Raw genomic sequence first — 26,704 nt, 5'->3', positions numbered from 1 at the left:
AAAGATAGAGAGTCTCATTGATACATTTAAATCGTATTATTTTTATAGAAAGATTAAATGTTAATTAATTACATTTAAAACGGTATGGAGGGGTAGAAGTATGTTTCAAGGGAAATTAAGGAGTAGTAGTTTAAAAACAAAGTTACTTGTATCATTTATTATTATTTTAATTCTTCCAAGTATTGTAATTGGTTGGACGTCTTATCAACAGGCGAAGACGAATTTTAATGAAACAATTTTAAACTCGGCGAAAGATAATATAAAAATTTTGGATAATGTAATTAATAAGGAATTGGATAGTAAAAAAATAGATGCAACTTATTTTACGAAATTATTTACACAATCAAGTTACCAAGCAGATCAAATTCAAAACATACAAAATAAACTAGAAGAATACAATAAACTGCATCCAGAAATGGAAGCAATCTATACAGGATCTAGTAATGGACAGTTCATTCAATCACCAGCTATTCAGATGCCAGATGGATATAATCCTACAGAAAGAGATTGGTATAAAGAGGCAGTGAAGAAAGGCGGAGAAGTAATTGTAACTGCTCCATATAAGTCAAAAACGACAGGAAATATTGTTATTACACTAGCAAAACAAAACGAGGATAAAAGTGGAGTTCTTGGGATTGACTTAATCATTAATGATATCGTTACTACTTCCAAGATGGTTAATATCGGTAAGGAAGGATATGTAGCGATATTTGATCAAGATAAAAATGTAGTAGCGCACCCGAAAATGAAGCCAGGAGAGAAATTAGAAGAGAAACTTAGTAAAGAATTGTATAAACAGGAAGCTGGGGATTTTCATTATTCATTAGATGGTGAAGATCGCAATATCACTTTTAAAACGAATAAGAAAACTGGATGGAAAATAGCAGGAATTATGCCTTCCAAAGAAATTATCGAAGCGGCTGAACCTATTTTCTATAAAACAATAACTGTTCTTGGAATTTCACTAATAATCGGTGGGATTGTAATTTACTTCATAATTGCGTCTATTATTAAACCGTTAAAACAACTTGTCATATCATCGAAGAAGATTAGTGAAGGTGATTTAACAGAATCAATTACAGTTCATTCTAAAGATGAAATTGGACAGCTAGGAGAAAGTTTTAACGAGATGGCTGCATCGTTACAAAGTGTCATTTCCAATATAAACACTTCAGCAAGTCATGTAGCGGCATCTTCAGAAGAATTAACAGCTAGTATGAAGCAGACAAGCGAAGCAACGGAACAAATTACACAGGCTATAGAGCAAGTATCAAGTGGTGCAGAAATACAAACGAAAGAAGTTGAAGAAGGAGCAACATTGTTAGAAGAAGTTACAGAAGGAATTCAGCGTGTTGCAGATAGTTCTTCATTAGTATCTACAGCCTCTATGTATACGAAGAAAAAAGCTGAAAATGGTGGGAAGTTAGTTGAACAAACTGTGAATCAAATGCAATTAATTCATGAGTCTGTTTCACAATCAGACAAAATCATTGGTTTGTTAGACGATAAGTCGAAACAAATTGGAGCAATCCTTGAAGTAATTCAACATATTGCAGAACAGACAAATTTATTAGCGTTAAATGCGGCAATTGAGGCTGCGAGAGCTGGAGAGCAAGGTAGAGGATTTGCAATTGTAGCAGATGAAGTGCGAAAGCTAGCAGAACAATCAGGACAGTCTTCTACGGAAATTGGGAAACTAGTGAAAGAGATTCAATTTGATATAAAAGAAACAGTAAGCTCTATGAATCAAGTTGGAGCAGAAGTACAATCAGGACTTGTAGTTGCAAATGAAACGAAGCAAAGCTTTGTCGAAATATTGAAGTCTACAAATGATACAGTTGTACAAATTGATAGCATGGTAGATGTAGCAAAACAAATGACGGTAGATGCAAAACAAGTAAGTGCATCTATTAATGAAATTGCAGCTACGATTGAAGAAAATGCCGCAAGTGTTCAAAATATTGCTGGTTCCTCTGAGGAACAATTAGCTTCAGTAGATGAAATAAATGCAGCAGCAGTCCATTTATCACAAATGGCAGAAGAATTACAAGAGATGATTGGTAAGTTTAAAATATAATAATAAACTGTTAAGAAACGAAGTAGTACTTATGCTTCGTTTCTTTTTTTATGAAGATAAAAAAGAAAGAAATATATAGTAACCGTGTTATGATAATAAAAAAACTGTATTTTCTTTAAATTCTATCTTTAATCATGTTAGGGGAATGGTTTTGAAATTTAAAAAATTAAAACTCCAACCGAGAATTACATTAACTATTAGTACACTTATTTTAGTTGTACTTATGCTAACGAGTTATTTATTTTATTACATATTATCTGAAACGGTAGAAGAGCAAATTGGTAAACGGGCTTTGCATGTTGCGAAAACAGTTGCCGCGATACCAGAAATTCAGGAAGCTTTTCAAAAAGAAAATCCAGCTTCTATTATTCAGCCAATCGCAGAAAAAATTCGAATTGATACAGAGGCTGACTTTATTGTAGTTGGAAACAAAGAGGGGATTCGTTATGCGCATCCTGAGCGAGATAAAATAGGAGAAAAAATGGTTGGCGGAGATAATAGAGGCGTTTTATTAGAAGGGAAATCTTATGTTTCTAAAGCTAATGGATCATTAGGCCCTTCGTTGCGTGGGAAAGTCCCAGTCCGTAACCAGGAAAATGAAATTATTGGTGTGGTGTCTGTTGGGTTTTCAATGGCTGATATTCATGGAGCGGTAGAAGTGTATGGAAAGCGTGTATTTTGGATTACAATAATAGGTCTTTTAATTGGGATAATCGGCTCTATATATTTAGCGGCAAGTATAAAAAGAATGATGTTCGGGATGGAACCAGAAGAAATTTCATCTTTATATGAAGAGCATAGTACAGTGATTCAATCTGTACGTGAAGGGATTATTGTAATCGATAAAAATGGCATGATTAGTTTAGTCAATCAAGCAGCTTATGATATTCTTTCGCTAGATAAGCAACAAAATATTATTGGGGAATTTATTTTAAATGTAATTCCTAATTCAACGATACTAGATGTACTTCAAACTGGTGAAGAACAGTTTGATCGTCAATTAAATATAAAAGGACAGGCTGTTATTGCGAACCGTCTACCTATTAAAGTAAAGAATAAAGTAACTGGCGTTGTATCGAGCTTACGTTTGAAATCTGAAATGGATCAGTTAACAGCAGAATTATCTCAGACGAAGCAATATACAGAGGCATTACGAGCGCAAACGCACGAATATAACAATTTATTGTATACGCTTTCAGGTCTTATCCAATTAGAATCATACGAAGATGCTTTAGAGCTTATTCATAAGGAAACAGCGGTATATCAAGATTTTGTTCAATTTATTATGAAGCGGATTCAAAATCCATGGCTAGGTGGAATTTTAATTGGATTTTACAATAGAGCACGAGAGTTGAAGATTGATTTTATGCTAGATAGAGAAAGTGGTTTAGACAAATTAAGTCCACATATTGAGAGTAATTATGTCGTTTCTATTTTAGGGAATTTAATTACGAATGCATTTGAAGCAATTGAAAAAAATGAAGAGAATGATAAGAAAGTAAGGATGTTTGTAACTGATATTGGAGAAGAAATATTAATTGAAGTGGAAGATTCAGGGCAAGGGATTCATGATGAAATAATTACTAGCATATTCTATAAAGGCTTTTCGACGAAAGAAGGAGGAGAGCGAGGGTATGGATTAGCAAAAGTGAAAGAGTTAGTAGAAGATTTAAATGGAAGTATTGCAATAGAAAAAGGGGATTTAGGGGGTGCGTTATTTATTATTGCACTACCGAAAGAGAGAGGCGAATAGTAATGGGTGAGGAGATTGAAGTATTAATTGTAGAAGATGATATTCGGATTGCTGACATTCATCGTCGTTTTACTGAAAAAATTGAGGGATTTAAAGTAATTGGAACGGCAACGACTGGAGAACAAGCGAAAGAATGGCTAGAGCTTGTGAAGCCACAGCTCGTGTTATTAGATGTGTACTTACCTGATATGCAAGGAACGGAACTTGTCACATATATTAGGAATCATTTGCACGATACAGATATCATTATGATTACAGCGGCATCGGAAACAGATGTAGTGAGGCACGCCCTACGGGGCGGAGTAACAGATTATATCGTAAAGCCACTAATGTTTGATCGATTTAAAGCAAGTCTAGAAGGCTATCAAAAAAAGATTATACAGTTAAAGAAGAACAATCAATTATCTACGGAACAAATTGAATATTTATGGTCTCAAAGAGGCGTGAAGGGAGATCAAATAGAATATGCCCCGAAAGGGATAGATCCTTATACTTTAGCGAAAGTAAAAAAGCATATGTTAACAGTTAATGAAGAAGGGATTACAGCAGAAATGTTAAGCTCAATGATTGGAGTAAGCCGATCAACGGCAAGGCGCTATTTAGAGTATTTAATATCTGGGAAGAAAGTCCACGCAGAGCTAATATATGGAAGTGTTGGGAGACCGGAGAGACGTTATTTTCTTGCTTCTTCATAATAAAAAACAGTAGAGGATTTTATTTCTTCTACTGTTTTTTTGCATCTTATATTGGAATAATCCCAATTACAATTCCGGTAATTAACATAACCATTGTCGTTCCAACGGCCCACAATAAAGTGAAGCGTTGATGTTCACCGAAATCAACTTTGGCCATTCCGACCAATAAATAAGTGGAAGCGACAAGAGGACTTAATAAGTGAACGGGTTGCCCAAGTAAGGAAGCGCGTCCCATTTCAGCTGCACTAATTCCGTAAGTAGCAGCAGCTTTCGTCAAAATAGGTAATACCCCGAAGTAAAATGCATCATTAGACATGAAAAATGTGAATGGCATACTGAGAAGTGCTGTAATAATTGGTAGTTGTGGTCCAAGTGCATCTGGTATAAGAGTTACTACACTGTTAGCCATTGCATCTACCATTTTTGTTCCAGATAAAATACCAGTGAAAATACCGGCAGCAAATACGAGAGAAACAACTGCTAATACATTCCCTGCATGAGAAGCAATACGTTCTTTCTGTTGCTCTAAGTTTGGATAGTTAATCATAACAGCAATAGCAAAAGCGACTGTAAATAAAACAGGTAACGGCATAACTTCTAGTATGAGACAAACAAGTAATGCAGCGGTTAATAAAAAGTTAATCCATAGAAGTTTAGGGCGTTTATGCGCTGCAGCTTCAACAGTTGCAGCTTGCTCATCCATTGTTTGCATTTGTTTTAAATACTGTACATCCATAATTCCTAAACGTTTTCTTTCTTTTTTTCCAAGATAGTAGGCAACGAAAACAACCCAAATTGCACCAGCAATCATTCCTGGAATAAGAGGTGTAAATAATTCGGAAGCCTCAAGTCCAAGTGCGCTCATAACACGAGCTGTGGGTCCACCCCAAGGTGTAAGATTTGTTACCCCCGCCCCTAACATAACAACTCCAGCTAATATGAGGGGGTTCATTCCAAGGCGCTTATATAGTGGATACATTGCGGAAACTGTAATCATGTATGTTGTTGTACCATCACCATCTAGAGAAACGATAATAGTCAATATAGCCGTTCCGACAACGATTTTTAAAGGATCTCCTTTTACAAATTTTAAAATCTTACTAATGACAGGATCAAATAAACCGCTATCAATCATAATCCCAAAATATAAAATAGCGAACATAAGCATAATACCAGTAGGTGCTAATTTTTGAATCCCCTCTAACATCATAGGCCCCATATTGGCATAGAATCCGCCAATTACTGCAAAAACACTCGGAATTAATATTAAGGCTACTAGTGCTGACATACGTTTCGTCATAATTAAAAACATAAAGACAAATACCATCGCAAATCCAAGTAGTGCTAACATGTAATTTCCCCCTCAAAAGAATGATTGCGCTTTCAAAATAGAATAAAAATTCAGAAAAAGGTTTTTTATTTATAATAAAAGCATCTATTCAAATGGTAAATAATTTGAAAAATAACATCATTAGAAGCATAATTTTTATTTTGTTCATTTTGTTCACGGTAGTTAATTTGAATTTTTAAAAAGTAAGCCACTCCTCGTAAGAATGGTAGAATAAGATGAAAATAGTGAAGTGTGAAATAGGGAGTAGATGTTATATGAAAACGAGAATAGAAGAGATTTATAGCTCTTATGAAGGAAAAGTAGAGGAGATTTTTATTAATGAATCTTCTTACGTATATGAATGGGAAAAATTACTGATGATCCGAAAAAATGACGGTGAGCTAAAAAAAATTGCAGTCGGGATTAGTGGAAATATAAGATTGGTAAATGTAGAAGTTGGACAGGAAATTAGTGCGGATACATTATTAGTTAAATTAGAAGATGATTTATTAATTACAGGTTGTGAGTGATGAGAGATGTGTAGAAAGAACTACACATCTTTTTTTGTTTCCTATATTACAAAAAGCACATTGTTTTTTCACAAATCTCACACAACCTTTTGGTATTCTTTTCGTGGAGTATACGGTTTCTAGGGAGGAATATTGATGAAAGTAAAATATGTCGTACTTGTTATATGTTTATGTTTCGTATTTACAGTAGTCGGGTGTGGAAAAAAGGAAACAGCAGCTGTTACCATTGATGAGAAACATGATAAATGTGATATTTGCCAAATTGGGGTAACAGATAATCAATTTGCAACAGAAATTATTTTAGAAAATGGAAAAGCGTTAAAGTTTGATGATATCGGTTGTATGTATAAATGGATGGAGATCAACTCAGATGAAAAGACGAAAGAGAAATTTGTCCGAGATTATGATTCGAAAGATTGGATTTCGTTAGAAGACGCTACTTACGTATATGATAAAACAATAACGACACCGATGGCTTATAATGTCATTTCATTTAAAAATAAAAAAGATGCAGAGAGCTTTGTATCTAACTATAAGGGGAAAGTTCTTTCGTATAAAGAGCTAGCAGAGCATAAATGGGAAATGAATAAAGAGATGATGGGGAAACCGAAAGCAGGAAATCATGGTGGACATCATTAATAGAAAAAGACAACTATGTAGTTGTCTTTTTCTATTATTACTCAGGTGCAAATATAGAAAAGGTGTAAAATTTTTAGCAGAACGGTTACAATGGAATATAGTAACCTAAAGCAATCATTTATGTACTTTTTAGAAATGTATACAAATGCGGTAAAAACGTGCTAAACTAATTGCTTCATAATGTTAATGATGGGGCCATCAGGCGTATCATTTCAATAGGTTGAGAAACATAGTATAAGCTTAAGATAATCCGATTAAAGAAGGAATCTAAAGGGCTTATGGATAAATGTACTCAAGAAGAGTTATTGTATGTGATGGAGGAATGGTTAAGAAAACATTATCTTTCATAGGAGCTGTAGTTGTGAGAAAACAAAAAATTTTATTATGTATTTTATTAGGACTTTTAATGACGGTAGTGGCTTGCGATAAGCAAGAAGAACCAGAATCGAAACCGGTTCATGTGAAAAATGAAAAGAAAAAAGAGAAGCATAAAGAACAGGAAGAATCTAAAGAAGAGAAAAGTATAAATTTAATGGACAAACAGTTGTTACTTTCAGCTACTCTTGGAGACACAGAGACAGCTATGAAGTTGATTCAGGATGGAGCGAATATAAACGTAGAAGGTGACAACGGAGAAACGCCTGTCCTTGCAGCGACGTACCAAAATCATGTAGAGACAGTTAAAGCATTAATTGGTGCAGGTGCTAATATTGAAATTAAAGATGAGAAAAAAAGTAATCCACTTCTTTATGCAAGTAGAGAAGGATATACGGATATTGTAAAAGTATTAATTAATGCAGGAGTTAATACGAAAGAAACGACTAGGTCAGGTGGGACAGCACTTATTTCTGCATCTGAACGTGGCCATGTAGAGGTTGTTAAAGAATTATTAGAGCATACAGATATTGATGTGAATTATAAAAATGAACGTGGTGGAACAGCGCTATTAGAAGCAATTGTATTAGGAAATGGTAGTGAAAACCATAAGAAAGTAATTCAATTGCTTATTGATCACGGTGCAGATGTAAACATGGCTAACAAGGAACATCTGACGCCACTGCAATACGCTGAAAAAAGAGGTTTTAAAGATATTGTAAATATGTTGAGGTTAGCTGGAGCGAATGAAGTAGTACAGCCACAACAACCAGTAGAGTAAAAAACGAAAAATAATCCCATTTAGATAGACAGAATGAAGAAATCAGTTAGTATGATGGATTCAGTAATGTGTATTTAAATGGGATTTTTATTTTGAACATGAAAAATAGATTATGAATGGATGGTATATGGAGTAAATAAGGAGGATAAAAATGAGGCTCTCAAAACTTGATTTAATAGTAATTCAGGCAGAGGTTTTATTTGTTCATAATCAAGTAGGAAAAATGAAATATGTAAATGAACAAGGAAATCCGAAAGCACCACGTTTTTTTCTTGGCAGAACTCGTGAAGGGAGTATAACGAGATATCATTGTAATGTGGATGATGAAACGGTAAGTAAGATTGAGAAGTTAATTCGAGAACCTTCAAAGCATATAGAGATAGCAAAGATTATTAATATATTAAATGAAGAAAGAACAGTGGAAAATATTTGGATGGGTCCTGCTTTCATGTTTCATAGTAATTTACATAAGCCGACTAGAGCAATACAAATAACTGAGAAGAATAGAGAGCTTTTGCGAGAAAATTTTCCTAATCTAATAGAACAGATGGAATGGAGGAAACCTTATTTTGCAATTGTAAAAAATGAAAAGGTAGTTTCTGTTTGTTGCAGTGCCAGAAGTACGCCCGTAGCTGCTGAGGCAAGTGTGGAAACTTTAGCGGAATTTCAAGGGAATGGATATGGTACTGATGTTGTTACAGCCTGGGCCTTATCAATACAAGAGGAAAAGCGCATTCCACTTTATAGTACTGCTTGGGATAACTTTGCTTCGCAAGCAGTGGTAAGCAAACTAAAACTTATTAACTATGGAATGAATTTACATATTGATTGAATTTTAAGTATTGTTTCGTTCTATTTGTTTGTATTTAAATATATAGATTAATGTAAATGGTGATATGGTGAATATTAACATTCGGTTAACACCTAATTAACAATCTATCAAAACTGACTTAATAAATGCGTAATATAGTAAAGGTAACAAAATAACTAGGGTAGAGAACATTTGAGAACACCCACTTACATATAATGTGCCACTTTCTTAGGTGTGCTCTATTCCCTAGAGTTCAAATAAGGAGAAAGGCGTTCTATGTAAGTAGGTGTTTTTAGTTTGGATAAAAATAGAACAGTTAGGTGGAATAAATGTTTAAAGAACCTTATATTGCGATGATAAAGGATTGGAAAGGATACAAAGCATACAAAAAATTGCCGAAAACAGTTTTTCTTATGACTGGTTCAATGCTGGAATTACCAGAGCGTGTATATGAATTGCAGAAACATGGACATGATGTATTTCTTCATTGTGATTTTATACAAGGTTTAAATACGAATACAGAGGAAGCGCTTTTGTATATTCAAGATGTTATCGGGGCACAAGGTATTATTTCAACAAAGGGTTCGACAATTCGAAATGCTAATAAAATTGGATTGAAAACAATTCAACGTATTTTTATTGTAGATACTTTATCTCTTACTAAATCAATTGAAAATTGTAAAACGACTAGACCAAATGCAGTAGAGATTATGCCGGGGATTATGCCTTCTATAATTAAACAGCTAGTAGAGGAAATAGAGTTTCCTATTATTGCAGGCGGGTTGATTCAAACGCGAGAAGATGCGGAAATTGCAATTCGTGCAGGAGCAAGTGCGATTTCAACAAGTCATTATGAAGTATGGATACATGAAGAAAAAAGGAGTGCAACTTTGTGATTGAATTGAAAAATGTTTCAAAGGTATATAAAAATGCAGAAGAGACAGCGGTTAAAGGCGTATCGGTTCATATTAAGAAGGGCGAATTTTTTGTTTTAGTTGGACCTTCGGGATGCGGGAAAAGCACATTATTACGAATGATCGCTGGCTTAGAAGAGATTTCTTCGGGAGATTTAATTATTAATGAACGTGTTGCAAATGATCTAGAGCCGAAAGACCGTAATCTATCAATGGTATTTCAAAATTATGCATTATATCCACACTTATCTGTAGAAGAAAATATTTTATTTGGACTTAAGGTAAGAAAAGTACAAAAAGAAGAGCGACAAAAGCGACTAATGGAAGCTATTGAAATGGTAGGACTGAAAGAGTATGTGAAAATGAAACCAGGTCAATTATCAGGCGGACAAAGACAGCGTGTTGCGCTTGCTAGGGCGATCGTGAGTCAAGCACCAATCTGTTTAATGGATGAACCACTTTCGAATTTAGATGCGAAATTACGTGCGCAAATGAGAATTGAAATTAGAGAAATTCAGCAGCGATTAGGAATTACGATGATTTACGTTACCCACGATCAAATAGAAGCGATGACTATGGGAGATCGTATCATGGTTTTAAATAAAGGAAGTATACAGCAAGTTGGAACACCACTTGACATATATAACGAACCAGCAAACGAATTTGTTGCAAGCTTTATAGGTTCTCCTTCTATGAATATAAATGATGGAGAAGTGGATAAAGAAAAAGGTGTATTACATATAGGGAAATTGCAAATTCCATTATCTATTGGACAGTTAAAGCAATTACCAGAAGGAATAATTCGTATAGGCATGCGTCCTGAGCATATTGCACTGTCTGAGGAAGGACAAGAAGTGACGCTGCAATCTGTAGAAGTATTAGGGAATGAATCTATATTAAACTTTGCGGTAAATGGAACAACTTGGAGTGCGAAAGTCATCGGACAGTTACTCTTGAACAAAGGTGACAAAGTAAAATTATTATTCTCACAAGAAAAGTTATGCTTCTTTAACGAAAACACGAATGAACGCTTAAAAGTGGTAGCTGAAGAAGAGTTGAAAGTGGTGGCGAAATAATGATCGAAGTAAGTAAGTTACCAGTTCAAACAAAGGTGTCAAAAAAGAAAAAAATATGGGGGAGAACGAAAGATTTAAGAATAGGATTATTGTTTTTGGCGCCATCTATTTTGCTATTTTCGATTTTTCTGTTCTATCCATTGTTTAGGACGATTTACTATAGTTTTTATTTAACCGATATACATGGAGAAGCTAATCTTTTCGTTGGCTTAGAAAATTATCAATATTTATTCTCTGATCCAGCCTTCTACAAAAGTATAAAATCAACTTTACTATTTGTTTTATATACAGTGCCTACAAGTATTATATTTGCTTTGTTTCTTGCATTGATTGCAAATGGAAAGGTAAGAGGTATTGGGTTATTCCGAGTTCTGTTTTCTTCGACGATGGGAATTTCAGTAGCTGCTAGTGCAGTGATTTGGCTATTTTTATTTCATCCAAGTGTAGGATTATTTAATAATATATTAGCCGCTATGAATCTTCCTGCAATCGCATGGTTAACGAGTCCGGACTGGGCACTATTCTCTGTATCAGTTACAACAGTTTGGGTGAATACAGGGTTTGCATTTTTAGTTATATTAGGTGGTTTACAAAATATCGATACGTCTTTATATGAGAGTGCATCTATAGATGGTGCTAGTTATTTATATAAGCTTCGCCGTGTTACATTACCGATGCTATCGCCAACTTTATTCTTTATTGTAACAGTAACGTTAATTAGTGCGTTCCAAAGCTTTGGACAAATTGATATTTTAACGCACGGTGGACCGAATGATGCAACGAATTTAATTGTGTACTCGATTTACAAAGAGGCGTTTGTGAATCATCAATTTGGAACAGCAAGTGCACAAGCGATGGTATTATTTGTTTTCATTTTCATTGCTACATTACTTCAATTTAAGTTTGCTGAGAGAAAGGTGCATTATAAATGATTGTTAAACAGTGGAAGCAAAATTTCTTATTATACATGCTGCTCATAATTAGTGCAGTAATGGTATTTTTTCCTGTACTGTATGCGTTTTTAATAAGCTTTATGACACCAGACGATATTCAAATGAGAAGGTTATTTCCAACTCAATTTACTTTTGATAATTTCATTAATATTTTTCAAAAAGTACCACTTTTTACATACTTATATAACAGTTTAATTGTATCGACAGTCGTTATGATTGGACAACTTATCGTATCAAGCTTAGCGGCGTATGCTTTTGTTTTTCTTCAATTTAAAGGGAGAAACTTAATTTTCTTCCTGTTTATTTCAACGATGCTTATTCCGTGGGAAGCAACGATGGTACCTAACTTTTTAACGATTCAAAACTTTGGCTGGATCAATAGTTTCGCTGGGATGACAGTGCCGTTTTTTGCAACAGCTTTCGGTATTTTCTTGTTACGTCAACATTTTATGACACTCCCGAATGAACTGAAAGAAGCTGCTTTTATTGAAGGGATTGGAAATATAAGATTTTTATTCAGCGTTGTAATACCGTATTGTAAAACGAGTTTTATTACGCTTGGAGTATATAGCTTTTTAACAACATGGAATATGTATTTATGGCCACTTTTAGTGACCACTGATGAAAAAGTAAGAACAGTGCAAATCGGTGTAAAGCAGCTTCAGTCTCAAGAAGTTGCAACTGATTGGGGAAGCGTAATGGCCGGTGTTACGGTTATCGTTATTCCAACATTGATTTTACTATTTTTAGGGCAAAAGCAATTACAACAAGGATTAACAAAAGGTGCAATTAAATAACTAAGAGAAGGTGAGATTTAAATGAGTCTAGTTAAAAAAGGTGCTGCTCTATTAATGGCAGCAACAATGGCATTATCTAGTGCAGCTTGTTCAAATAGTAAAACAGAGGGAAAACCTGAAGCACAGGCAAAAGTAGCACCAATTGAAAAAAATGGTGATAAAACTGTAATTCGCTTCTGGCATGCGATGGGTGGAAAAACACAAGGGGTACTAGATGGTCTTGTTGCAGACTATAATAAGTCACAAAATAAATATGAGATAAAGGCAGAGTTCCAAGGGACATATGAAGAGTCTTTAACAAAATTTAGAACGATGTCTGCAACGAAAGAAGCGCCAGCGCTTGTTCAATCGAGTGAAATTACAACGAAATATATGATTGATAGTAAAAAAATCACACCAATTGATAGCTGGATAAAAAAAGATAAGTACGATACGTCAAAATTAGAAAAAGCAATTACAAATTATTATTCAGTTGATGGAAAAATGTATTCTATGCCATTTAATTCATCTACACCAGTATTAATTTATAATAAAGATGCTTTCGCAAAGGCGGGCTTAGATCCAGAGAAAGCTCCAAAAACATATGCGGAATTACAAGAAGCAGCGAAAAAGTTAACGATTAAAGAAGGCGGAAATGTAAAACAATATGGATTCTCCATGCTTAACTACGGTTGGTTCTTTGAAGAATTGTTAGCGACACAAGGTGCTTTATATGTAGATAACGAAAACGGCCGTAAAGATGCTGCAAAGAAGGCGGTATTTAACGGTAAAGAAGGACAGAAAGTATTTGGAATGTTAGATGATTTAAATAAAGCTGGCGCACTTGGAAAGTATGGAGCAAGTTGGGATGATATTCGTGCCGCGTTCCAATCTGGACAAGTTGCTATGTATTTAGATTCTTCAGCAGGTGTTCGTGATTTAATTGATGCATCTAAGTTTAATGTAGGTGTTTCATATATTCCGTATCCAGAGGATTCGAAACAAAATGGTGTTGTTATTGGTGGAGCATCATTATGGATGACGAATATGGTTTCAGAAGAAACGCAACAAGGTGCTTGGGACTTTATGAAATATTTAACGAAGCCAGACGTACAAGCAAAATGGCATACTGCAACAGGTTATTTCTCAATTAATCCAGATGCATATAATGAGCCATTAGTAAAAGAGCAATATGAAAAATATCCACAGTTGAAAGTAACAGTAGATCAATTGCAAGCGACGAAGCAATCTCCAGCAACACAAGGGGCTTTAATTAGTGTATTCCCAGAATCACGAGATGCAGTTGTAAAAGCATTAGAAGCGATGTATGACGGGAAGAATAGTAAAGAAGCGTTAGATGAAGCTGCCAAAGCAACAGATAGAGCAATTAGCATTTCAGCTCGTACGAGTCAAAAATAAGAGAAAGCCGTATCCTTAAAAGGGATACGGCTTTCTTTATAGGGAGATAAGGGATCAAAGAAATGATGAAGTCTTATCTCTTTTATATGAGTAAAGGGTCTAGAGTGAATGTTGTCCTTTTCATTATTTATTTAACTCCATTGCGACTTGTTTACCATTTACGAAAACCTCTACTACCGCTACTACAACTTCCATTACTTTTTTCATCTCTCATCTCTCCTTGTTTTTTGTTTCATTTCTTACTTTCAGTATAAGGAAATACAGTAATTACAACTATCGAATTGGATGACAAGAGACTTACATTGTTGTAAGGATAATAGTTTAGTTTGTAATAAAGTGAAACTTTAATCAGTGGGGGTCTTACGGCCCATTAATGCGTGATAAATATGATTCAAGATTAAGATTCGGAATTTTCTGTTGTTTTGAACTATAATTAGAAAGAGGGGGGATAATATGAAAAGAATTCTTGTTATTAGTGATATTCATGGAGAGATAGAAAAGTTCGAACAGTTATTGGAAGAAGCTCAATATGATGCGAAACAGGATCAATTAATCTTACTGGGAGATTATGTAGATCGTGGTCCAAATGCGCGTGCTGTAATTGAAAAGGTAAGAGAATTGAAAGAAGAGGGAGCACTCATTTTAAAGGGAAATCATGAAGATATGATGATTAAGGCGTTAACGACAAATGAGGAACGTTCATGGAACCATTGGGTAAAAAGAAATGGTGGAGATAAGACATTATATAGCTATGGATTTGTAGAAGAAGATATTGTGGTTAATGAGAAAGACTTCCAAAAACCAATTTTACACTCTCGTGTATTAGAGGAACATATAAAGTTTATTCAAGAATTAGATCATTATATTGAAACAGAAGAGTATATATTTGTACATGCTGGGGTTGAACCGATGAAACGAGTTTCTGAATCTGAACCATATACGTTAATGTGGATCCGTAATGAATTTCATAATGGATATAGCGGTGAAAAGGTTGTTGTATTTGGGCATACGGAAACAAAAACGCTTCATGGTAGTGAGGAGTGCGGAGTGTATTTTGGTAGTAATCGTATTATTGGAATTGATGGCGGGGCTGTGTATGGCGGTCAGCTAAATTGTTTAGAGTTGCCGAGTAAAAAGGTATATGTAATAAAAAATTGAAAGAGATAAGAGGAATCTTATCTCTTTCAATTTTTTATTAAGCTAAATTTAAGACAAAGTTTTTATAATAAAACTTCAAAATTTTAGAAGGAAATAGTTAAAAATGAAATTACGTAATGTAACTACATTCTTTTGTTATGAAGAGAAGAAATGTAATAATAAATAGAATTGAACTATTTGATGGAAGGTGAGAGCATGCGTTTACTTGTAGTAGAAGATAATGCTTCGTTATTAGAGTCTATCGTACAAATTTTGCGTGATGAATTTGAAGTAGATACGGCAATAAATGGAGAAGATGGATTGTTTTTAGCTCTTCAAAATATATATGATGCAATTTTGCTGGATGTGATGATGCCAGGGATGGACGGATTTGAAGTGATTCAAAAAATACGTGATGAAAAGATTGAAACACCAGTCCTGTTTTTGACAGCGAGAGATTCTTTAGAAGATCGGGTGAAGGGATTGGACTTTGGTGGAGATGACTATATCGTTAAGCCATTTCAGGCCCCTGAATTAAAAGCGAGAATTCGCGCTTTACTACGCAGAAGTGGTAGTTTAACAACGCAGCAAACGATTCGCTATAAAGGGATTGAATTGTTCGGAAAAGATAAAGATGTTCAAGTAGATGGACAAAGTATTAAGTTGACATTGAAACAATATGAGCTACTAGAGTATCTTATTCAAAATAGCGAGAAGATTTTAATGCGTGAACAAATTTTTGATCGTGTTTGGGGATTTGATTCAGATACGACAGTAGCGATTGTGGAAGTGTATGTGCATCATTTGCGTAAAAAATTAGAGCCATTCGGTTATCAGAAAGATATTCAAACCGTTCGAGGTATTGGATATATATTAAAAGAACAATGAAAAAGGGAAGTATGTTTCAAAAGACACGCATTCGTTTGACTATAGTGAATTCATTAGTATTTATCCTATTAATAGGTATATTAGGTAGTATTATTTATTCGTACACATATAAGCGTATTTATAATGAAGTGGATCAATCTATAAAAATGCTGGCTCAGTATAGAGAAAAATTAGATGTTAAAATACCACCAAGAAAACGCATGGAGAATATCCAAATTGGAGATCCGCGAATAGTTAGAATAACTTGGAATGGAAAAACAGTGAAAATAGAGGGAGATAACCGTAAACTTTGTTCTATTTTTGAAGAGAATTTGGAGAAGTTTTCTCCAAAAAAATTAGAGGATTTACAAGATATTAAAGTACAAGAACGATATTTTAGATCATTTTCGCTTCAAAAAGATGGAGAAATAGTTCAAATCGTGCGAGATATAACAGCGGAAGAAAGAATGTTAAATACTTTATTTTTAATCCTCGTTATAGGTTGTAGCATAGGAAGCCTCTGTGCGATAGGTATCGGTTTTTTCCTAGCTGGTAGAGCACTCGTACCTATTCAAAATTCATGGGAGAAACAGCAGCAATTCGTTTCTGATGCATCACATGAACTAAGGACACCACTTGCAGTTATTCAATCAAAAACGGATGTTTTATTCCAGTCACCATCGGCTACGATAGAAGAAAAAGCGATGGATATTTCTACAATTTCAAAAGAATGTAGGCGGTTATCGAAACTCGTTAGTAATTTATTATTGCTAGCACGTTCTGATTCTAATCAAATTGAGATGGATAAGAAAACATTTGAACTTGATAAATTGTTAGAAGAAATAGTAGCTCCATATAAAGAGATTGCTTCTTATCAAGAAAAAGAAATGATGCTAAAAGTAGAACGTGGTGTATCTTTTATGGGGGATAGAGAGCGGATTCATCAAATGATGGTCATACTGTTAGATAATGCGATGAAGTATACAAACGAAGGTGGGCATATTCAAATCGATTGCACGCAAACGAGTAGTTCAATTCGTATACAGGTGAAAGATGACGGGATAGGAGTGAAAGAAGAAGATATCCCGAAATTATTTGATCGTTTTTATCAAGGGGATAAAGCAAGAAGTACGTCAGAAGGAGCTGGATTAGGTCTTTCAATTGCAAATTGGATTGTAGAAAAGCATTATGGAAAAATATCAGTAGAGAGCAAATGGGGAGATGGCACTTGTTTTGAAGTGATTTTCCCTAAAAACCAAAAAATATAAGTAAGAAGACGACCTTGTTTTTACAAGGTCGTCTTTTTTTAAGGGAAAGTTAAGAAACTATTTATAACATGTATGATATACAGAAAGTTCGCCGTATGAAGAAGCGATTATAAAAAGGTATTTGAGCAGATTATATCGATCATAACGTTATTTCGATTATGTATAGGGAATGATGTAAAAGAAAGTGGAAGAGGGAGGAATTGATTTTGAAAAAGAAAATGATGACGGTATTCACTATTGGAGTAATGAGTTTAAGTATATTAGGGGGTGCCTCTCCTTCTGAAACACAAAAAGGAAAGACAGATTACACACAGCGCAGTAAAGAACAATTGAACAATGGTAAGATACATGCAGTGCATACAGAAGAAAAAGCAGAGAAACTAGGTATTGAAACGGAAGGAAAAGAACAAATTACACTAGAAAAAGAAATTCATGAAACAGAAGTAGGAAGGGAAGCAGAGCAGTTAGGCATATCGATTGAAGGAAAAGATGTTGGGACGCTGTCAGAAGAAATCTATGAAACAAAAGTAAAGCAAGAAGCATTAAAGCTAGGTATATCTATAGAGAATGCATCAATTGTAGATTTAATTACTCAAATTAATGCGATTAAAATTAAAGATGAAGCAGATAAATTAGGTATTTCGACAGATGGAAAAGAAATCGAAGACATCGCGGAAGAAATCTACGGAAAGAAAGTAAGAGAAGAAGCAGGAAAGTTAGACATTTCTCAAAAAGGAAAAGAGATTGAAGAGTTAGCACAAGAAGTGTACGAACAAAAAGTACAGGAAGAAGCAAAAAAATATCATATTGATTTGTATGGTAAAGATATATATCAAATATTAAGAGAAATTAATGAACAAAAGGTGCTACAAATGGCAGATGAGCTTAATATGGATAAAATGAATATGAATATTCAAGAGTTAGCGGAAAAGATAAAAAAAGATCAGCCTGAAAAAGGAAAAGAACTAAATTTTGTACCGATGATACGAACGGATGCTGACGCATTTTATTCTTATTTAACGAATTAATAAGGGCGTGAAAGCGATAAGAAAATTGAAGTGGTATATATGTACAGCTTTACTAGGTGCAGCAATATGGAGTGTATATACAAATGGAATTCCAAAGTATGTAGAGAAGTTAACACTCTCAAATATACAAAGAGGAAAAGAAACGGAGTTTAGTAATAACGATGAAAAAGTCATCTTATCAAATGTTCCATTAATTCAGCAGTTACCAGAATTGGATAGAGGCTGTGAAGTGACAAGCTTAGCGATGATGTTACAATACGCTGGTGTTTCAGTGGATAAGATGACATTAGCAAATGAAATAAAAAAAGTTAATTTTATAGAAGATGGTGTGCGCGGGAATCCAAATGAAGGATTTGTAGGTAATATTTATACATTCTCTGAATCAGGATACGGTGTATATCATGGGCCACTTTTTCAGTTAGCGGAAAAATATTTACCTAATAAAGCTGTAGACTTAACAGGGAAGAATATAGAAGAAATTTATAAGAGTGTAAAAGCAGGGAAACCTGTAGTCATGATCACGAATGCAACATTTGCACCATTAGATGAAGATGAATTTACTACATGGGAAACAAATAGTGGAGATGTTTCTATTACGTATAATGAACATTGTGTTGTACTTATTGGATATGATCAGGAATCTGTATATATTCGAGATCCACTTGAGGATAGCTTAGATGTAAAAGTACCGAGAGAAACCTTTGAACAGGCATGGGTACAAATGGGAAGTCAGGCAATTAGTTATGTAAAGAGCGCCAAATAAATTAGGACGAAGAGTTTTAGTAATATGACTATAAGGCGAAGGGTAAAGATTTGAGGATTATAAGAGAAGTTTTGTAGAGTAGAAGCTGTTAAGAAATGAGAGAACTTTAGCATATATAATGCTAAAGTTCTCTTATTTTTATGATTAAAATACGTATAAGGAGTGAATATGCAAAAATGCATAATTGACGAAAAATTTACATGTTATCATTATATATTGTTTTATACATGTTAATTGTATAAAATGACACAAGTATCTACATTACATAAAGGAGGCTTATTATGCAAAAAATATTTAACTGGGTTAAATGTATGAGTATCAATAAAAAATTAATCATTTCATTTTTTATTATTTTAACTATACCAGGAATTATTATCGGTGGTGTTTCATATCAAACTGCCAAAACAAATTTTGAACATCAAATGACAGATAAAGCAAAGGAGAATATTTCGATTTTAAATACTGTTATTTCTCAAAATATAGAAGAGAAATTTGTTGATGCGACGTACTTTGCAGACATCTTAACAGAGGATACATATCCAAATGGACAAGAAGAAATAGTAAGAACGAAGTTAGCACAATATATAAAGCTTCATCCAGAAGTAGAAGGTATTTATATTGGAACAGAGACGGGAAAGTTTATAAGAGAACCATTTATTCAAATGGCTGATGGGTATAATCCAACAGATAGATCTTGGTATAAAGAAGCACATGAAAATAAAGGGAAAGTAATTGTTACTGCGCCATATCAGTCAGCATCTACAAAAAATATGGTAGTGACGATTGCGAAAGAAGTAAAAGATGGTAAAGGTGTTATAGGAATTAATTTAAACTTAGATAACATCTTAAAAATTTCCAAAATGATTAACATTGGTGAAAAAGGTTATGCAGTTATTTTAGATCAAAATAAGCAAATTGTTAGTCATCCATCTAGAAAACCAGGTGCAAAAGTTACTGATCCTTGGATTAAACCAATTTATGAAGATAAACAAGGAAATGTGTCTTATACAGAACAAGATGATAAAAAGAATTTAATCTTTGCAACAAATGAGAAAACGGGCTGGAAAGTAGTTGGCGTTATGTTCGATGAAGAAATTACCCAAGCTGCCAGTCCAGTGTTTTATAAGACTTTGATTGTCATTGCTATTGCTATTGCATTTGGTAGTGTATTAATTTATTTCATTACAAAGTCTATTACAAGGCCATTACGAAAAATAGCTGAATCGGCATATAAAATTTGTAAGGGAGATTTAACAGAGAAAATTACAATCCATTCCAAGGATGACATAGGAAAATTAGGGAATTCATTTAATGAAATGTCTACGTCTTTACAAGATGTTATTACCCAAATTAGCTTTTCAGCAGAACATGTTGCAGCATCGGCAGAAGAGTTAACAGCAAGCGTGCAGCAAGCAAATGATGCGACAGACCAAATTACAATTGCAATGGAACAAGTATCAGGTGGGGCCGAATCACAAAGTCAAGGTGTTGAAGAAGGTGCGGCTACATTGCAACAAGTAAATACAGCAATTCAAGATGTAACTGGAAGCGCAGAGTCAATTTCTATTTCCTCATTACATGCGCGAGAAAGAGCTGAAGAGGGAGAAGATTTAGTTGAACAAACCGCAAAACAAATGCAGTCTATTTCTAGATCGGTATCCGAGTCAGATGCTATTATTAAACTTCTTGATGAGAAATCAAAGCAGGTAGGAGCTATTTCTGAAGCAATTCAAAATATCGCTACTCAAACAAACTTGTTAGCTTTGAATGCGGCTATTGAAGCAGCAAGAGCAGGTGAACAGGGACGAGGATTTGCTATTGTAGCAGATGAGGTTAGAAAATTAGCAGAGCAATCAGGAGAGTCATCTGGAGAGATTGCAAATTTAATCGCAGAAATTAAGGCGGATATTGAACATACTGTTAAGGCAATGGATAATGTGAATGGAGAAGTTCAACAAGGCCTTGATGTTGTAACAAAAACGAAAGTAAGTTTTACGGAAATTTTAAGTTCTACTACACATATTGTTTCTCAAGTTAATCAAATGGTAGAAACAACGAAGAGAATTGCTGGAGATGCAAATGAAGTGACAAATGCTATTGATGAAATTGCAGCTGCTGCAGAAGAAAATACAGCTAGTATGCAAAGTGTTGCAGCTTCAACAGAAGAACAGGTTAATTCCATGGAAGAAATTAGTTCAGCTTCGCAAAACTTAGCTGAGATGGCCGAAGAACTACAAGCGATGACTAGTAAATTTAAAGTATAATAATAGCAGATAAGTAAGGTGAAAATAATATCACCTTACTTATTTTTCTATTCAGCAATTAGGGGAGTCATTAACGGGATGAACAAAAGAAAAAGACTATGGAATTTGTGGAAAACGATTACATTGTTAGTTTGTACAGTTGTAATTTTTTCTTTACTTGTGACAGATATATTAATTAGTCATAATGTAGAACGGACGACGGAGGATAGCCAAGCAGAGAAAGCAAAAACAATTGCACACATTGTGGCGAATGATTCGATTGTAATCGATGGCTTGGTTGGAAAAGCAGATACCTCTGCAATCCAAACGTATACAAATAGGATATTAAAAAACACAGGTGTTCAATTTATTGTAGTTATGGACATGGATGGAATAAGAAAATCTCATCCAGATCCTCAAAAAATAGGTCATCATTTTATTGGCGGGGATGAAGGGCCTGTATTGAAAGGAAAAGAACATGTATCGTTAGCAGAAGGAACTTTAGGTATTTCCATGCGAGTGTTTGTACCGATATTTTCCAAAACAGGTGAACAACTTGGAGCAGTGGCTGTTGGTATTTCAGCAGATAATGTAAAAGAGAGAGTTAAGGAAAGTAGACATATCATTTATATTGGTGTCGGAGTTGGTGTATTAGTCGGAATTATAGGAGCAATATTGCTAGCTAGACATATAAAGAAAAGCTTATTCGGTCTTGAGCCGCACAGGATAGCAAAAATTCTTGAAGAAAGAAATACGATGCTACAATCTGTAAAGGAAGGTATTATTGCTGTAGATAGAGAGGCTAGAGTAACGTTAATTAATAATGAAGCGAAACGTCTATTTAAAAAAAGCGGACTTGAAGAAGATTTTATCGGTAAAGATGTTGAGTTGTATATGCCAAATTCACGTATAAAAGAAGTATTGCAAACGGGAGAAGTACAATTAAACGAAGAACAAAATATTTACGGAATTACGATTGTGACGAATCGAGTTCCTTTATATGTAAAAGGAGAAATAGTTGGTGCAATTGCAACATTTCGTGATAAAACAGAGATTAGAAAACTAGCAGAGGAACTAACTGGTATTAGACTATATGCAGAAGCATTACGGGCACAATCTCATGAGTTTATGAATAAGATGCATGTCGTATTAGGGCTTACACATATGAAACAGTATGAAGAATTACAGAAGTATATAAGCGGCATGGTATCAGAGCATCAATATGAAATTGGTGGAGTTATGAAAAGAATAAAAAGTCCAGTATTTGCTGGTTTTTTACTCGGTAAGCTCAGCTATGCTAGAGAGAAAAATATAAAATTAATTATAAGTGAAGATTCTTATATGCCGGAAATAGATGATGAAAGTATTATCCATGAACTTATTACGATTGTTGGAAATTTAATTGATAATGCATTAGAGGCAGTTACGAATTGTGAACAGAAACAAGTTGAAGTTAAGATACAACACGGGGATATATTAATTATTACAGTGCAAGATACGGGAAAAGGTATACAAGAAAAAGAAATAGAGGAATTATTTACGAAAGGTTATTCCACAAAGGGAGATAACCGCGGTTATGGTTTGTATCTTGTAAAAGAAAGTATACAGCGAATAAATGGGGAAATTCATATGCATTCATTAGTAGGAAAGGGAACAACGATAACAATTGAAATACCTAAAGGTAGGGATGAGAGGCAAATATGATTAAAGTTTTAATTGTAGAAGATGACCCGATGGTAGCGATGTTAAATACGCATTATTTAGAGCAAGTAGGAGGGTTTGAACTTGTTCAAGCAGTTAACTCGGTAAAGTCGGCGATAGAAATATTAGAGAAATCACGAGTAGATTTAGTATTACTTGATATTTTTATGCCTGAAGAGACTGGTTTTGAGCTTTTAATGTATATTCGGAATCAAGAAAAAGAAATCGATATTATAATGATTTCAGCTGTACATGATATGGGAAGTATTAAAAAAGCATTACAATATGGTGTAGTAGATTATTTAATTAAACCATTTACATTTGAACGATTTAAAGAGGCATTAACTATATATCGAGAAAAACTTACTTTCATGAAAGAACAACAAAAAATTAGTCAATCGGAATTAGATTCGTTAATTTTACAAAAAGAAAAAAGGGAGCCTACTGTTACGAAAGAGCTTCCGAAAGGGTTAACGAAGCAAACGTTGCAATTAATTTGGCAGAAGATCGAGTCGCTGAATGGAAGAGTGTTTACAACAGATGAAATGGCACAATTAGTTGGAATTTCAAGAGTTTCTATTCGAAAATATGTAATATTTTTGACTGACATTGGGGTGTTAGAAAACGAAATGATGTACCAACATGTGGGAAGACCTGTAAGTAAATTAAGATGTGTTGATCAAAAGAAAATAGAGTTTTACGTATAAGCGACTTAATATAAGTCGCTTATACTTTTTTTAATTACAAAATCAATTACAAAACTTACAAAAACTATTTTTACTATTGAAAGCGTTTTAATATTGTTATTAAGAAAACGAGGGGGTGCCATATGGGAATTCAAAAGAATGTGGAAGCGGTATCATTTTCTGGAGGAAATGAAGTACAAAGAGAATCTTTCGCTTCTAAAATTATGAATGTAAAAATCGGTGTTATACCTTTACCGTTATATGTAGTATTGGCTGCTATTATTTATGGGGCATCTGTATATAATAAATTGCCAGCAGATATGATTGGTGGATTTGCAGTTATTATGATCATGGGGATTTTCTTAGGCGATATTGGGATGAGAATTCCAATTTTAAAAAATATCGGCGGTCCAGCAATACTTTCGTTATTTATTCCATCATTACTTGTATTTTTTAACTGGATGAATCCAGCTTCAATGGAAGCTGCGACTATGTTAATGAAAAAATCGAACTTTTTATATTTATATATTTCTTGTTTAGTAGTCGGAAGTATTTTAGGAATGAACCGTAAAGTGTTAGTACAAGGTTTCGTTCGCATGTTTATTCCTTTAGTAGTAGGGACGTTAGCTTCTGTAGCAGTAGGGTTATTGGTCGGTTCATTATTTGGATTTGAAATGAAGCACACATTCTTCTTTATCATCGTACCAATTGTGAGTGGTGGTATCGGGGAAGGGATTTTACCATTGTCGCTAGCGTATAGTGATATTTTAAATGAATCATCAGTAACGTTTGTATCACAGCTTATTCCAGCAGCTATTATTGGAAATATGTTCGCAATTGTAAGTGCAGGGTATATGAAGCGTTTAGGTGAGAAGAAACCGGAGCTTAGTGGTAACGGTGTATTAGTGAAAACAGACAATCAAGCAGAATTATTAAAAGAACAAAATACAGAGAAGCCAATTGACTTCTCATTAATGGGAGCAGGTTTATTAATTGCGTGTACGTTCTTCATCTTCGGAGGATTTGCTTCTAAGTTCATCGGTATTCCTGGGGCAATCATTATGATTTTTTCAGCAGCACTTGTGAAATACTTTAAATTAATGCCAGCAAAAATGGAGCAAGGAGCATTCCATTTATATAAATTTATTTCGAAGAATTTAACTTGGCCTTTAATGGTTGGATTAGGATTGCTATATATTCCATTAAAAGACGTAGCAGCAGTTCTTTCAGTAGGATATGTTGTTGTGTGCGCATCGGTTGTTCTTACAATGGTAGCATCAGGTTTTCTTGTAGGGAAAGTGATGAAGATGTATCCAGTTGAATCGGCGATTGTAACTGGATGTCATAGCGGTTTAGGCGGAACTGGAGATGTTGCTATTTTATCAGCTTCAAATCGTATGGAATTAATGCCGTTCGCGCAAATTTCAACTCGTTTAGGCGGGGCGGCAATGGTTGTAACGGCGACAATATTATTAAAAATGTTTTCATGATCAAACAAGCTAGCTATATTCATATAGCTAGCTTGTCAAATTAAGGGGAGATTATAAGTATGTTAGCAAATCAAATTAATGAAAGATCATTGTTATTGCATAAAGAATTAGTAGGGAAAATTGAAATTACAAGTAAAGTGGAGGTAAATTCAGCGGATGATTTAAGCCTGACGTATACACCAGGTGTAGCGGAGTCGTGTAAAGCAATTGCGGCAGATGAAGAAACAGTGTATGACTATACAGCACGTGGCAATATGGTGGCAGTTGTTTCAGATGGAACAGCGGTACTCGGTTTAGGAAACATTGGACCGAAAGCGGCTATGCCTGTTATGGAAGGAAAAAGTATTTTGTTTAAGAAGTTTGCGAATGTAGATGCTTTCCCATTATGTTTAGGCACAACGGATGTAGATGAAATCGTTACCCTTGTAAAAAATTTAGAGCCTACATTTGCAGGGATTAATTTAGAAGATATTGCAGCACCGCGTTGTTTTGAAATTGAAAAACGATTAAAAGAAGAAACGAATATTCCTGTATTCCATGATGATCAACATGGAACAGCTATTGTCGTTTTAGCAGCTGTTATTAATGCATTAAAAGTTGTTAGCAAACAAATGGATAATGTAAAAATCGTTATTAACGGTGCGGGTTCGGCAGGAATTGCAATTGGAAAATTATTATTAAAGGCTGGTGCAAAGCACATTACGCTAGTTAGCCTAGAAGGTATTGTTTGTGAAGGTGAAACATGGATGAACGAAGCACAAATTGAAGTTTCAAAAAAGACAAATCGTGAACATGTGCGTGGAACGTTAAAAGAAGCGATTCACCAAGCTGATATTTTTATTGGCGTATCTGCTCCTAACGTATTAACGAAAGAACTTGTACAGACGATGAATGAGAAAGCAATTGTGTTTGCAATGGCGAATCCAATTCCAGAAATCTTCCCTGAGGATGCATTAGAGGCTGGGGCAGCTGTAGTAGGAACTGGGCGCTCGGATTATGCGAATCAAGTAAATAATGTATTGGCGTTTCCCGGAATATTCCGCGGTGCGTTAGATGTGCGCGCAACTGATATTACAGAAGAGATGAAATTAGCGGCAGCATATGGGATCGCTAACATCATTACTGACGAAGAACGTAATGCGAATTATGTAATCCCGAATCCATTAGATAAAAGAGTTGTTCCAAGTGTTGCAGAAGCAGTAGCGAAAGCAGCTATTGATTCGGGCGTGGCGCAAATTACGAAAATACCAAGTTATTAATAGCGAAAAGCAGTGCCTAAAAGGCACTGCTTTTTTGAGATAAGAAATCAAAATAATGAAGAAGTGTAGAATTATTTATGTTTCTTCACTATTTATTTAATTCCATTGCAACTTGTTTACCATTCACTAAAAC

Annotated in this window: 23 protein-coding genes and 2 pseudogenes; 24 read left to right on the top strand and 1 reads right to left on the bottom strand. The window is 34.5% G+C overall.

Features of this window, described 5'->3' with window-relative positions:
* Positions 1–100 precede the first annotated feature (100 nt).
* The 4 genes and pseudogenes from IBT51_RS27460 to IBT51_RS19740 form a co-directional block, all read left to right on the top strand.
* A pseudogene (locus tag IBT51_RS27460) lies at positions 101–1,135 on the top strand (HAMP domain-containing protein); the annotation flags it as partial.
* Positions 1,130–2,077: a methyl-accepting chemotaxis protein gene (locus IBT51_RS27455; RefSeq protein WP_372584488.1), complete on the top strand. Its 948-nt coding sequence runs from the start codon at positions 1,130–1,132 to the stop codon at positions 2,075–2,077. The pseudogene IBT51_RS27460 and the gene IBT51_RS27455, both read left to right, overlap by 6 nt.
* Positions 2,078–2,222: 145 nt before the next feature.
* The gene (locus IBT51_RS19745) at positions 2,223–3,830 is read left to right on the top strand and encodes an ATP-binding protein (protein WP_075718229.1); all 1,608 of its coding nucleotides are present in this window, start codon (positions 2,223–2,225) and stop codon (positions 3,828–3,830) included.
* Positions 3,831–3,832: 2 nt separating this feature from the next.
* Positions 3,833–4,525 (top strand): response regulator, encoded by a 693-nt coding sequence (locus tag IBT51_RS19740; RefSeq protein ID WP_000503468.1) that lies wholly within the window; start codon positions 3,833–3,835, stop codon positions 4,523–4,525.
* Positions 4,526–4,571: 46 nt separating this feature from the next.
* On the opposite strand, the gene IBT51_RS19735 is transcribed toward IBT51_RS19740, so the two are convergent.
* The gene (locus IBT51_RS19735) at positions 4,572–5,876 is read right to left on the bottom strand and encodes a CitMHS family transporter (RefSeq protein WP_053565293.1); all 1,305 of its coding nucleotides are present in this window, start codon (positions 5,874–5,876) and stop codon (positions 4,572–4,574) included.
* 254 nt (positions 5,877–6,130) lie between these two features.
* On the opposite strand from IBT51_RS19735, the gene IBT51_RS19730 reads away from it, so the two are divergent.
* The 20 genes and pseudogenes from IBT51_RS19730 to IBT51_RS19640 all read left to right on the top strand — a co-directional run bounded on the left by IBT51_RS19730 (position 6,131) and on the right by IBT51_RS19640 (position 26,571).
* Positions 6,131–6,385: a hypothetical protein gene (locus tag IBT51_RS19730; protein WP_000857376.1), complete on the top strand. Its 255-nt coding sequence runs from the start codon at positions 6,131–6,133 to the stop codon at positions 6,383–6,385.
* Between the two features lie 135 nt (positions 6,386–6,520).
* Positions 6,521–7,024: a nitrous oxide reductase accessory protein NosL gene (locus tag IBT51_RS19725; protein WP_200458554.1), complete on the top strand. Its 504-nt coding sequence runs from the start codon at positions 6,521–6,523 to the stop codon at positions 7,022–7,024.
* Between the two features lie 286 nt (positions 7,025–7,310).
* On the top strand, positions 7,311–8,180 hold the full coding sequence (locus IBT51_RS19720; RefSeq protein ID WP_000287335.1) for an ankyrin repeat domain-containing protein: 870 nt from the start codon (positions 7,311–7,313) through the stop codon (positions 8,178–8,180).
* Between the two features lie 151 nt (positions 8,181–8,331).
* Entirely contained in the window at positions 8,332–9,012 is a 681-nt protein-coding gene (locus IBT51_RS19715) for a GNAT family N-acetyltransferase (RefSeq protein ID WP_200458553.1), read from the top strand.
* Between the two features lie 308 nt (positions 9,013–9,320).
* Positions 9,321–9,887 (top strand): glycerol-3-phosphate responsive antiterminator, encoded by a 567-nt coding sequence (locus tag IBT51_RS19710; protein ID WP_064531964.1) that lies wholly within the window; start codon positions 9,321–9,323, stop codon positions 9,885–9,887.
* Positions 9,884–10,981, top strand: a complete 1,098-nt coding sequence (locus tag IBT51_RS19705; RefSeq protein ID WP_000571382.1) for an ABC transporter ATP-binding protein — start codon at positions 9,884–9,886, stop codon at positions 10,979–10,981. Before IBT51_RS19710 ends, IBT51_RS19705 begins: the two co-directional genes overlap by 4 nt.
* Positions 10,981–11,913 (top strand): carbohydrate ABC transporter permease, encoded by a 933-nt coding sequence (locus IBT51_RS19700; protein ID WP_000573794.1) that lies wholly within the window; start codon positions 10,981–10,983, stop codon positions 11,911–11,913. The genes IBT51_RS19705 and IBT51_RS19700 overlap by 1 nt, the downstream gene beginning before the upstream one ends.
* Positions 11,910–12,731 carry a carbohydrate ABC transporter permease gene (locus tag IBT51_RS19695; protein WP_000635946.1) on the top strand — a complete coding sequence of 274 codons (822 nt, stop codon included), beginning with the start codon at positions 11,910–11,912 and terminating at the stop codon, positions 12,729–12,731. The genes IBT51_RS19700 and IBT51_RS19695 overlap by 4 nt, the downstream gene beginning before the upstream one ends.
* Before the next feature lie 21 nt (positions 12,732–12,752).
* Positions 12,753–14,129, top strand: coding sequence for an ABC transporter substrate-binding protein (locus IBT51_RS19690; RefSeq protein WP_098679337.1), 1,377 nt, complete (start codon positions 12,753–12,755; stop codon positions 14,127–14,129).
* Between the two features lie 453 nt (positions 14,130–14,582).
* Positions 14,583–15,287, top strand: coding sequence for a metallophosphoesterase family protein (locus IBT51_RS19685; RefSeq protein WP_000821972.1), 705 nt, complete (start codon positions 14,583–14,585; stop codon positions 15,285–15,287).
* Between the two features lie 195 nt (positions 15,288–15,482).
* Complete coding sequence (locus IBT51_RS19680) at positions 15,483–16,154, top strand: response regulator transcription factor (RefSeq protein WP_053565530.1); 672 nt, start codon at positions 15,483–15,485, stop codon at positions 16,152–16,154.
* Positions 16,151–17,401, top strand: a complete 1,251-nt coding sequence (locus IBT51_RS19675; RefSeq protein WP_082188062.1) for a sensor histidine kinase — start codon at positions 16,151–16,153, stop codon at positions 17,399–17,401. The genes IBT51_RS19680 and IBT51_RS19675 overlap by 4 nt, the downstream gene beginning before the upstream one ends.
* Before the next feature lie 206 nt (positions 17,402–17,607).
* Positions 17,608–18,429 carry a transporter gene (locus IBT51_RS19670; RefSeq protein WP_200458552.1) on the top strand — a complete coding sequence of 274 codons (822 nt, stop codon included), beginning with the start codon at positions 17,608–17,610 and terminating at the stop codon, positions 18,427–18,429.
* 7 nt (positions 18,430–18,436) lie between these two features.
* Positions 18,437–19,192 (top strand): C39 family peptidase, encoded by a 756-nt coding sequence (locus IBT51_RS19665; RefSeq protein ID WP_200458551.1) that lies wholly within the window; start codon positions 18,437–18,439, stop codon positions 19,190–19,192.
* Positions 19,193–19,473: 281 nt separating this feature from the next.
* Positions 19,474–20,517, top strand: a pseudogene (locus tag IBT51_RS27450) (cache domain-containing protein); the annotation flags it as partial.
* Positions 20,509–21,456 carry a methyl-accepting chemotaxis protein gene (locus IBT51_RS27445; RefSeq protein ID WP_433846465.1) on the top strand — a complete coding sequence of 316 codons (948 nt, stop codon included), beginning with the start codon at positions 20,509–20,511 and terminating at the stop codon, positions 21,454–21,456. The pseudogene IBT51_RS27450 and the gene IBT51_RS27445, both read left to right, overlap by 9 nt.
* A gap of 78 nt (positions 21,457–21,534) precedes the next feature.
* A complete protein-coding gene (locus IBT51_RS19655; protein WP_200458549.1) occupies positions 21,535–23,139 on the top strand; it encodes a sensor histidine kinase in 1,605 nt (534 codons plus the stop codon).
* Positions 23,136–23,843, top strand: a complete 708-nt coding sequence (locus IBT51_RS19650; protein WP_053565282.1) for a response regulator — start codon at positions 23,136–23,138, stop codon at positions 23,841–23,843. The genes IBT51_RS19655 and IBT51_RS19650 overlap by 4 nt, the downstream gene beginning before the upstream one ends.
* A 122-nt stretch (positions 23,844–23,965) precedes the next feature.
* Complete coding sequence (locus IBT51_RS19645) at positions 23,966–25,312, top strand: 2-hydroxycarboxylate transporter family protein (RefSeq protein WP_200458548.1); 1,347 nt, start codon at positions 23,966–23,968, stop codon at positions 25,310–25,312.
* 59 nt (positions 25,313–25,371) lie between these two features.
* Positions 25,372–26,571 carry an NAD(P)-dependent malic enzyme gene (locus tag IBT51_RS19640; RefSeq protein WP_000880781.1) on the top strand — a complete coding sequence of 400 codons (1,200 nt, stop codon included), beginning with the start codon at positions 25,372–25,374 and terminating at the stop codon, positions 26,569–26,571.
* Positions 26,572–26,704 lie beyond the last annotated feature (133 nt).

This window comes from Bacillus sp. S71 (assembly GCF_016625265.1).
In the GTDB taxonomy this organism is placed as follows: domain Bacteria; phylum Bacillota; class Bacilli; order Bacillales; family Bacillaceae_G; genus Bacillus_A; species Bacillus_A cereus.
Note: the sequence above shows the minus strand (reverse complement) of the source record. Positions and strands in the feature narration are given on the sequence as shown.

Bases quoted from the DNA above. Each gene is read 5' to 3' on its own strand.
- IBT51_RS27455 (WP_372584488.1), top strand. From the start codon at position 1,130: ATGGCTGCATCGTTACAAAGTGTCATTTCCAATATAAACACTTCAGCA.
- IBT51_RS19745 (WP_075718229.1), top strand. From the start codon at position 2,223: ATGGTTTTGAAATTTAAAAAATTAAAACTCCAACCGAGAATTACATTA.
- IBT51_RS19740 (WP_000503468.1), top strand. From the start codon at position 3,833: ATGGGTGAGGAGATTGAAGTATTAATTGTAGAAGATGATATTCGGATT.
- IBT51_RS19735 (WP_053565293.1), bottom strand. From the start codon at position 5,876: ATGTTAGCACTACTTGGATTTGCGATGGTATTTGTCTTTATGTTTTTA.
- IBT51_RS19730 (WP_000857376.1), top strand. From the start codon at position 6,131: ATGAAAACGAGAATAGAAGAGATTTATAGCTCTTATGAAGGAAAAGTA.
- IBT51_RS19725 (WP_200458554.1), top strand. From the start codon at position 6,521: ATGAAAGTAAAATATGTCGTACTTGTTATATGTTTATGTTTCGTATTT.
- IBT51_RS19720 (WP_000287335.1), top strand. From the start codon at position 7,311: ATGTACTCAAGAAGAGTTATTGTATGTGATGGAGGAATGGTTAAGAAA.
- IBT51_RS19715 (WP_200458553.1), top strand. From the start codon at position 8,332: ATGAGGCTCTCAAAACTTGATTTAATAGTAATTCAGGCAGAGGTTTTA.
- IBT51_RS19710 (WP_064531964.1), top strand. From the start codon at position 9,321: ATGTTTAAAGAACCTTATATTGCGATGATAAAGGATTGGAAAGGATAC.
- IBT51_RS19700 (WP_000573794.1), top strand. From the start codon at position 10,981: ATGATCGAAGTAAGTAAGTTACCAGTTCAAACAAAGGTGTCAAAAAAG.
- IBT51_RS19695 (WP_000635946.1), top strand. From the start codon at position 11,910: ATGATTGTTAAACAGTGGAAGCAAAATTTCTTATTATACATGCTGCTC.
- IBT51_RS19690 (WP_098679337.1), top strand. From the start codon at position 12,753: ATGAGTCTAGTTAAAAAAGGTGCTGCTCTATTAATGGCAGCAACAATG.
- IBT51_RS19685 (WP_000821972.1), top strand. From the start codon at position 14,583: ATGAAAAGAATTCTTGTTATTAGTGATATTCATGGAGAGATAGAAAAG.
- IBT51_RS19680 (WP_053565530.1), top strand. From the start codon at position 15,483: ATGCGTTTACTTGTAGTAGAAGATAATGCTTCGTTATTAGAGTCTATC.
- IBT51_RS19675 (WP_082188062.1), top strand. From the start codon at position 16,151: ATGAAAAAGGGAAGTATGTTTCAAAAGACACGCATTCGTTTGACTATA.
- IBT51_RS27445 (WP_433846465.1), top strand. From the start codon at position 20,509: ATGTCTACGTCTTTACAAGATGTTATTACCCAAATTAGCTTTTCAGCA.
- IBT51_RS19655 (WP_200458549.1), top strand. From the start codon at position 21,535: ATGAACAAAAGAAAAAGACTATGGAATTTGTGGAAAACGATTACATTG.
- IBT51_RS19650 (WP_053565282.1), top strand. From the start codon at position 23,136: ATGATTAAAGTTTTAATTGTAGAAGATGACCCGATGGTAGCGATGTTA.
- IBT51_RS19645 (WP_200458548.1), top strand. From the start codon at position 23,966: ATGGGAATTCAAAAGAATGTGGAAGCGGTATCATTTTCTGGAGGAAAT.
- IBT51_RS19640 (WP_000880781.1), top strand. From the start codon at position 25,372: ATGTTAGCAAATCAAATTAATGAAAGATCATTGTTATTGCATAAAGAA.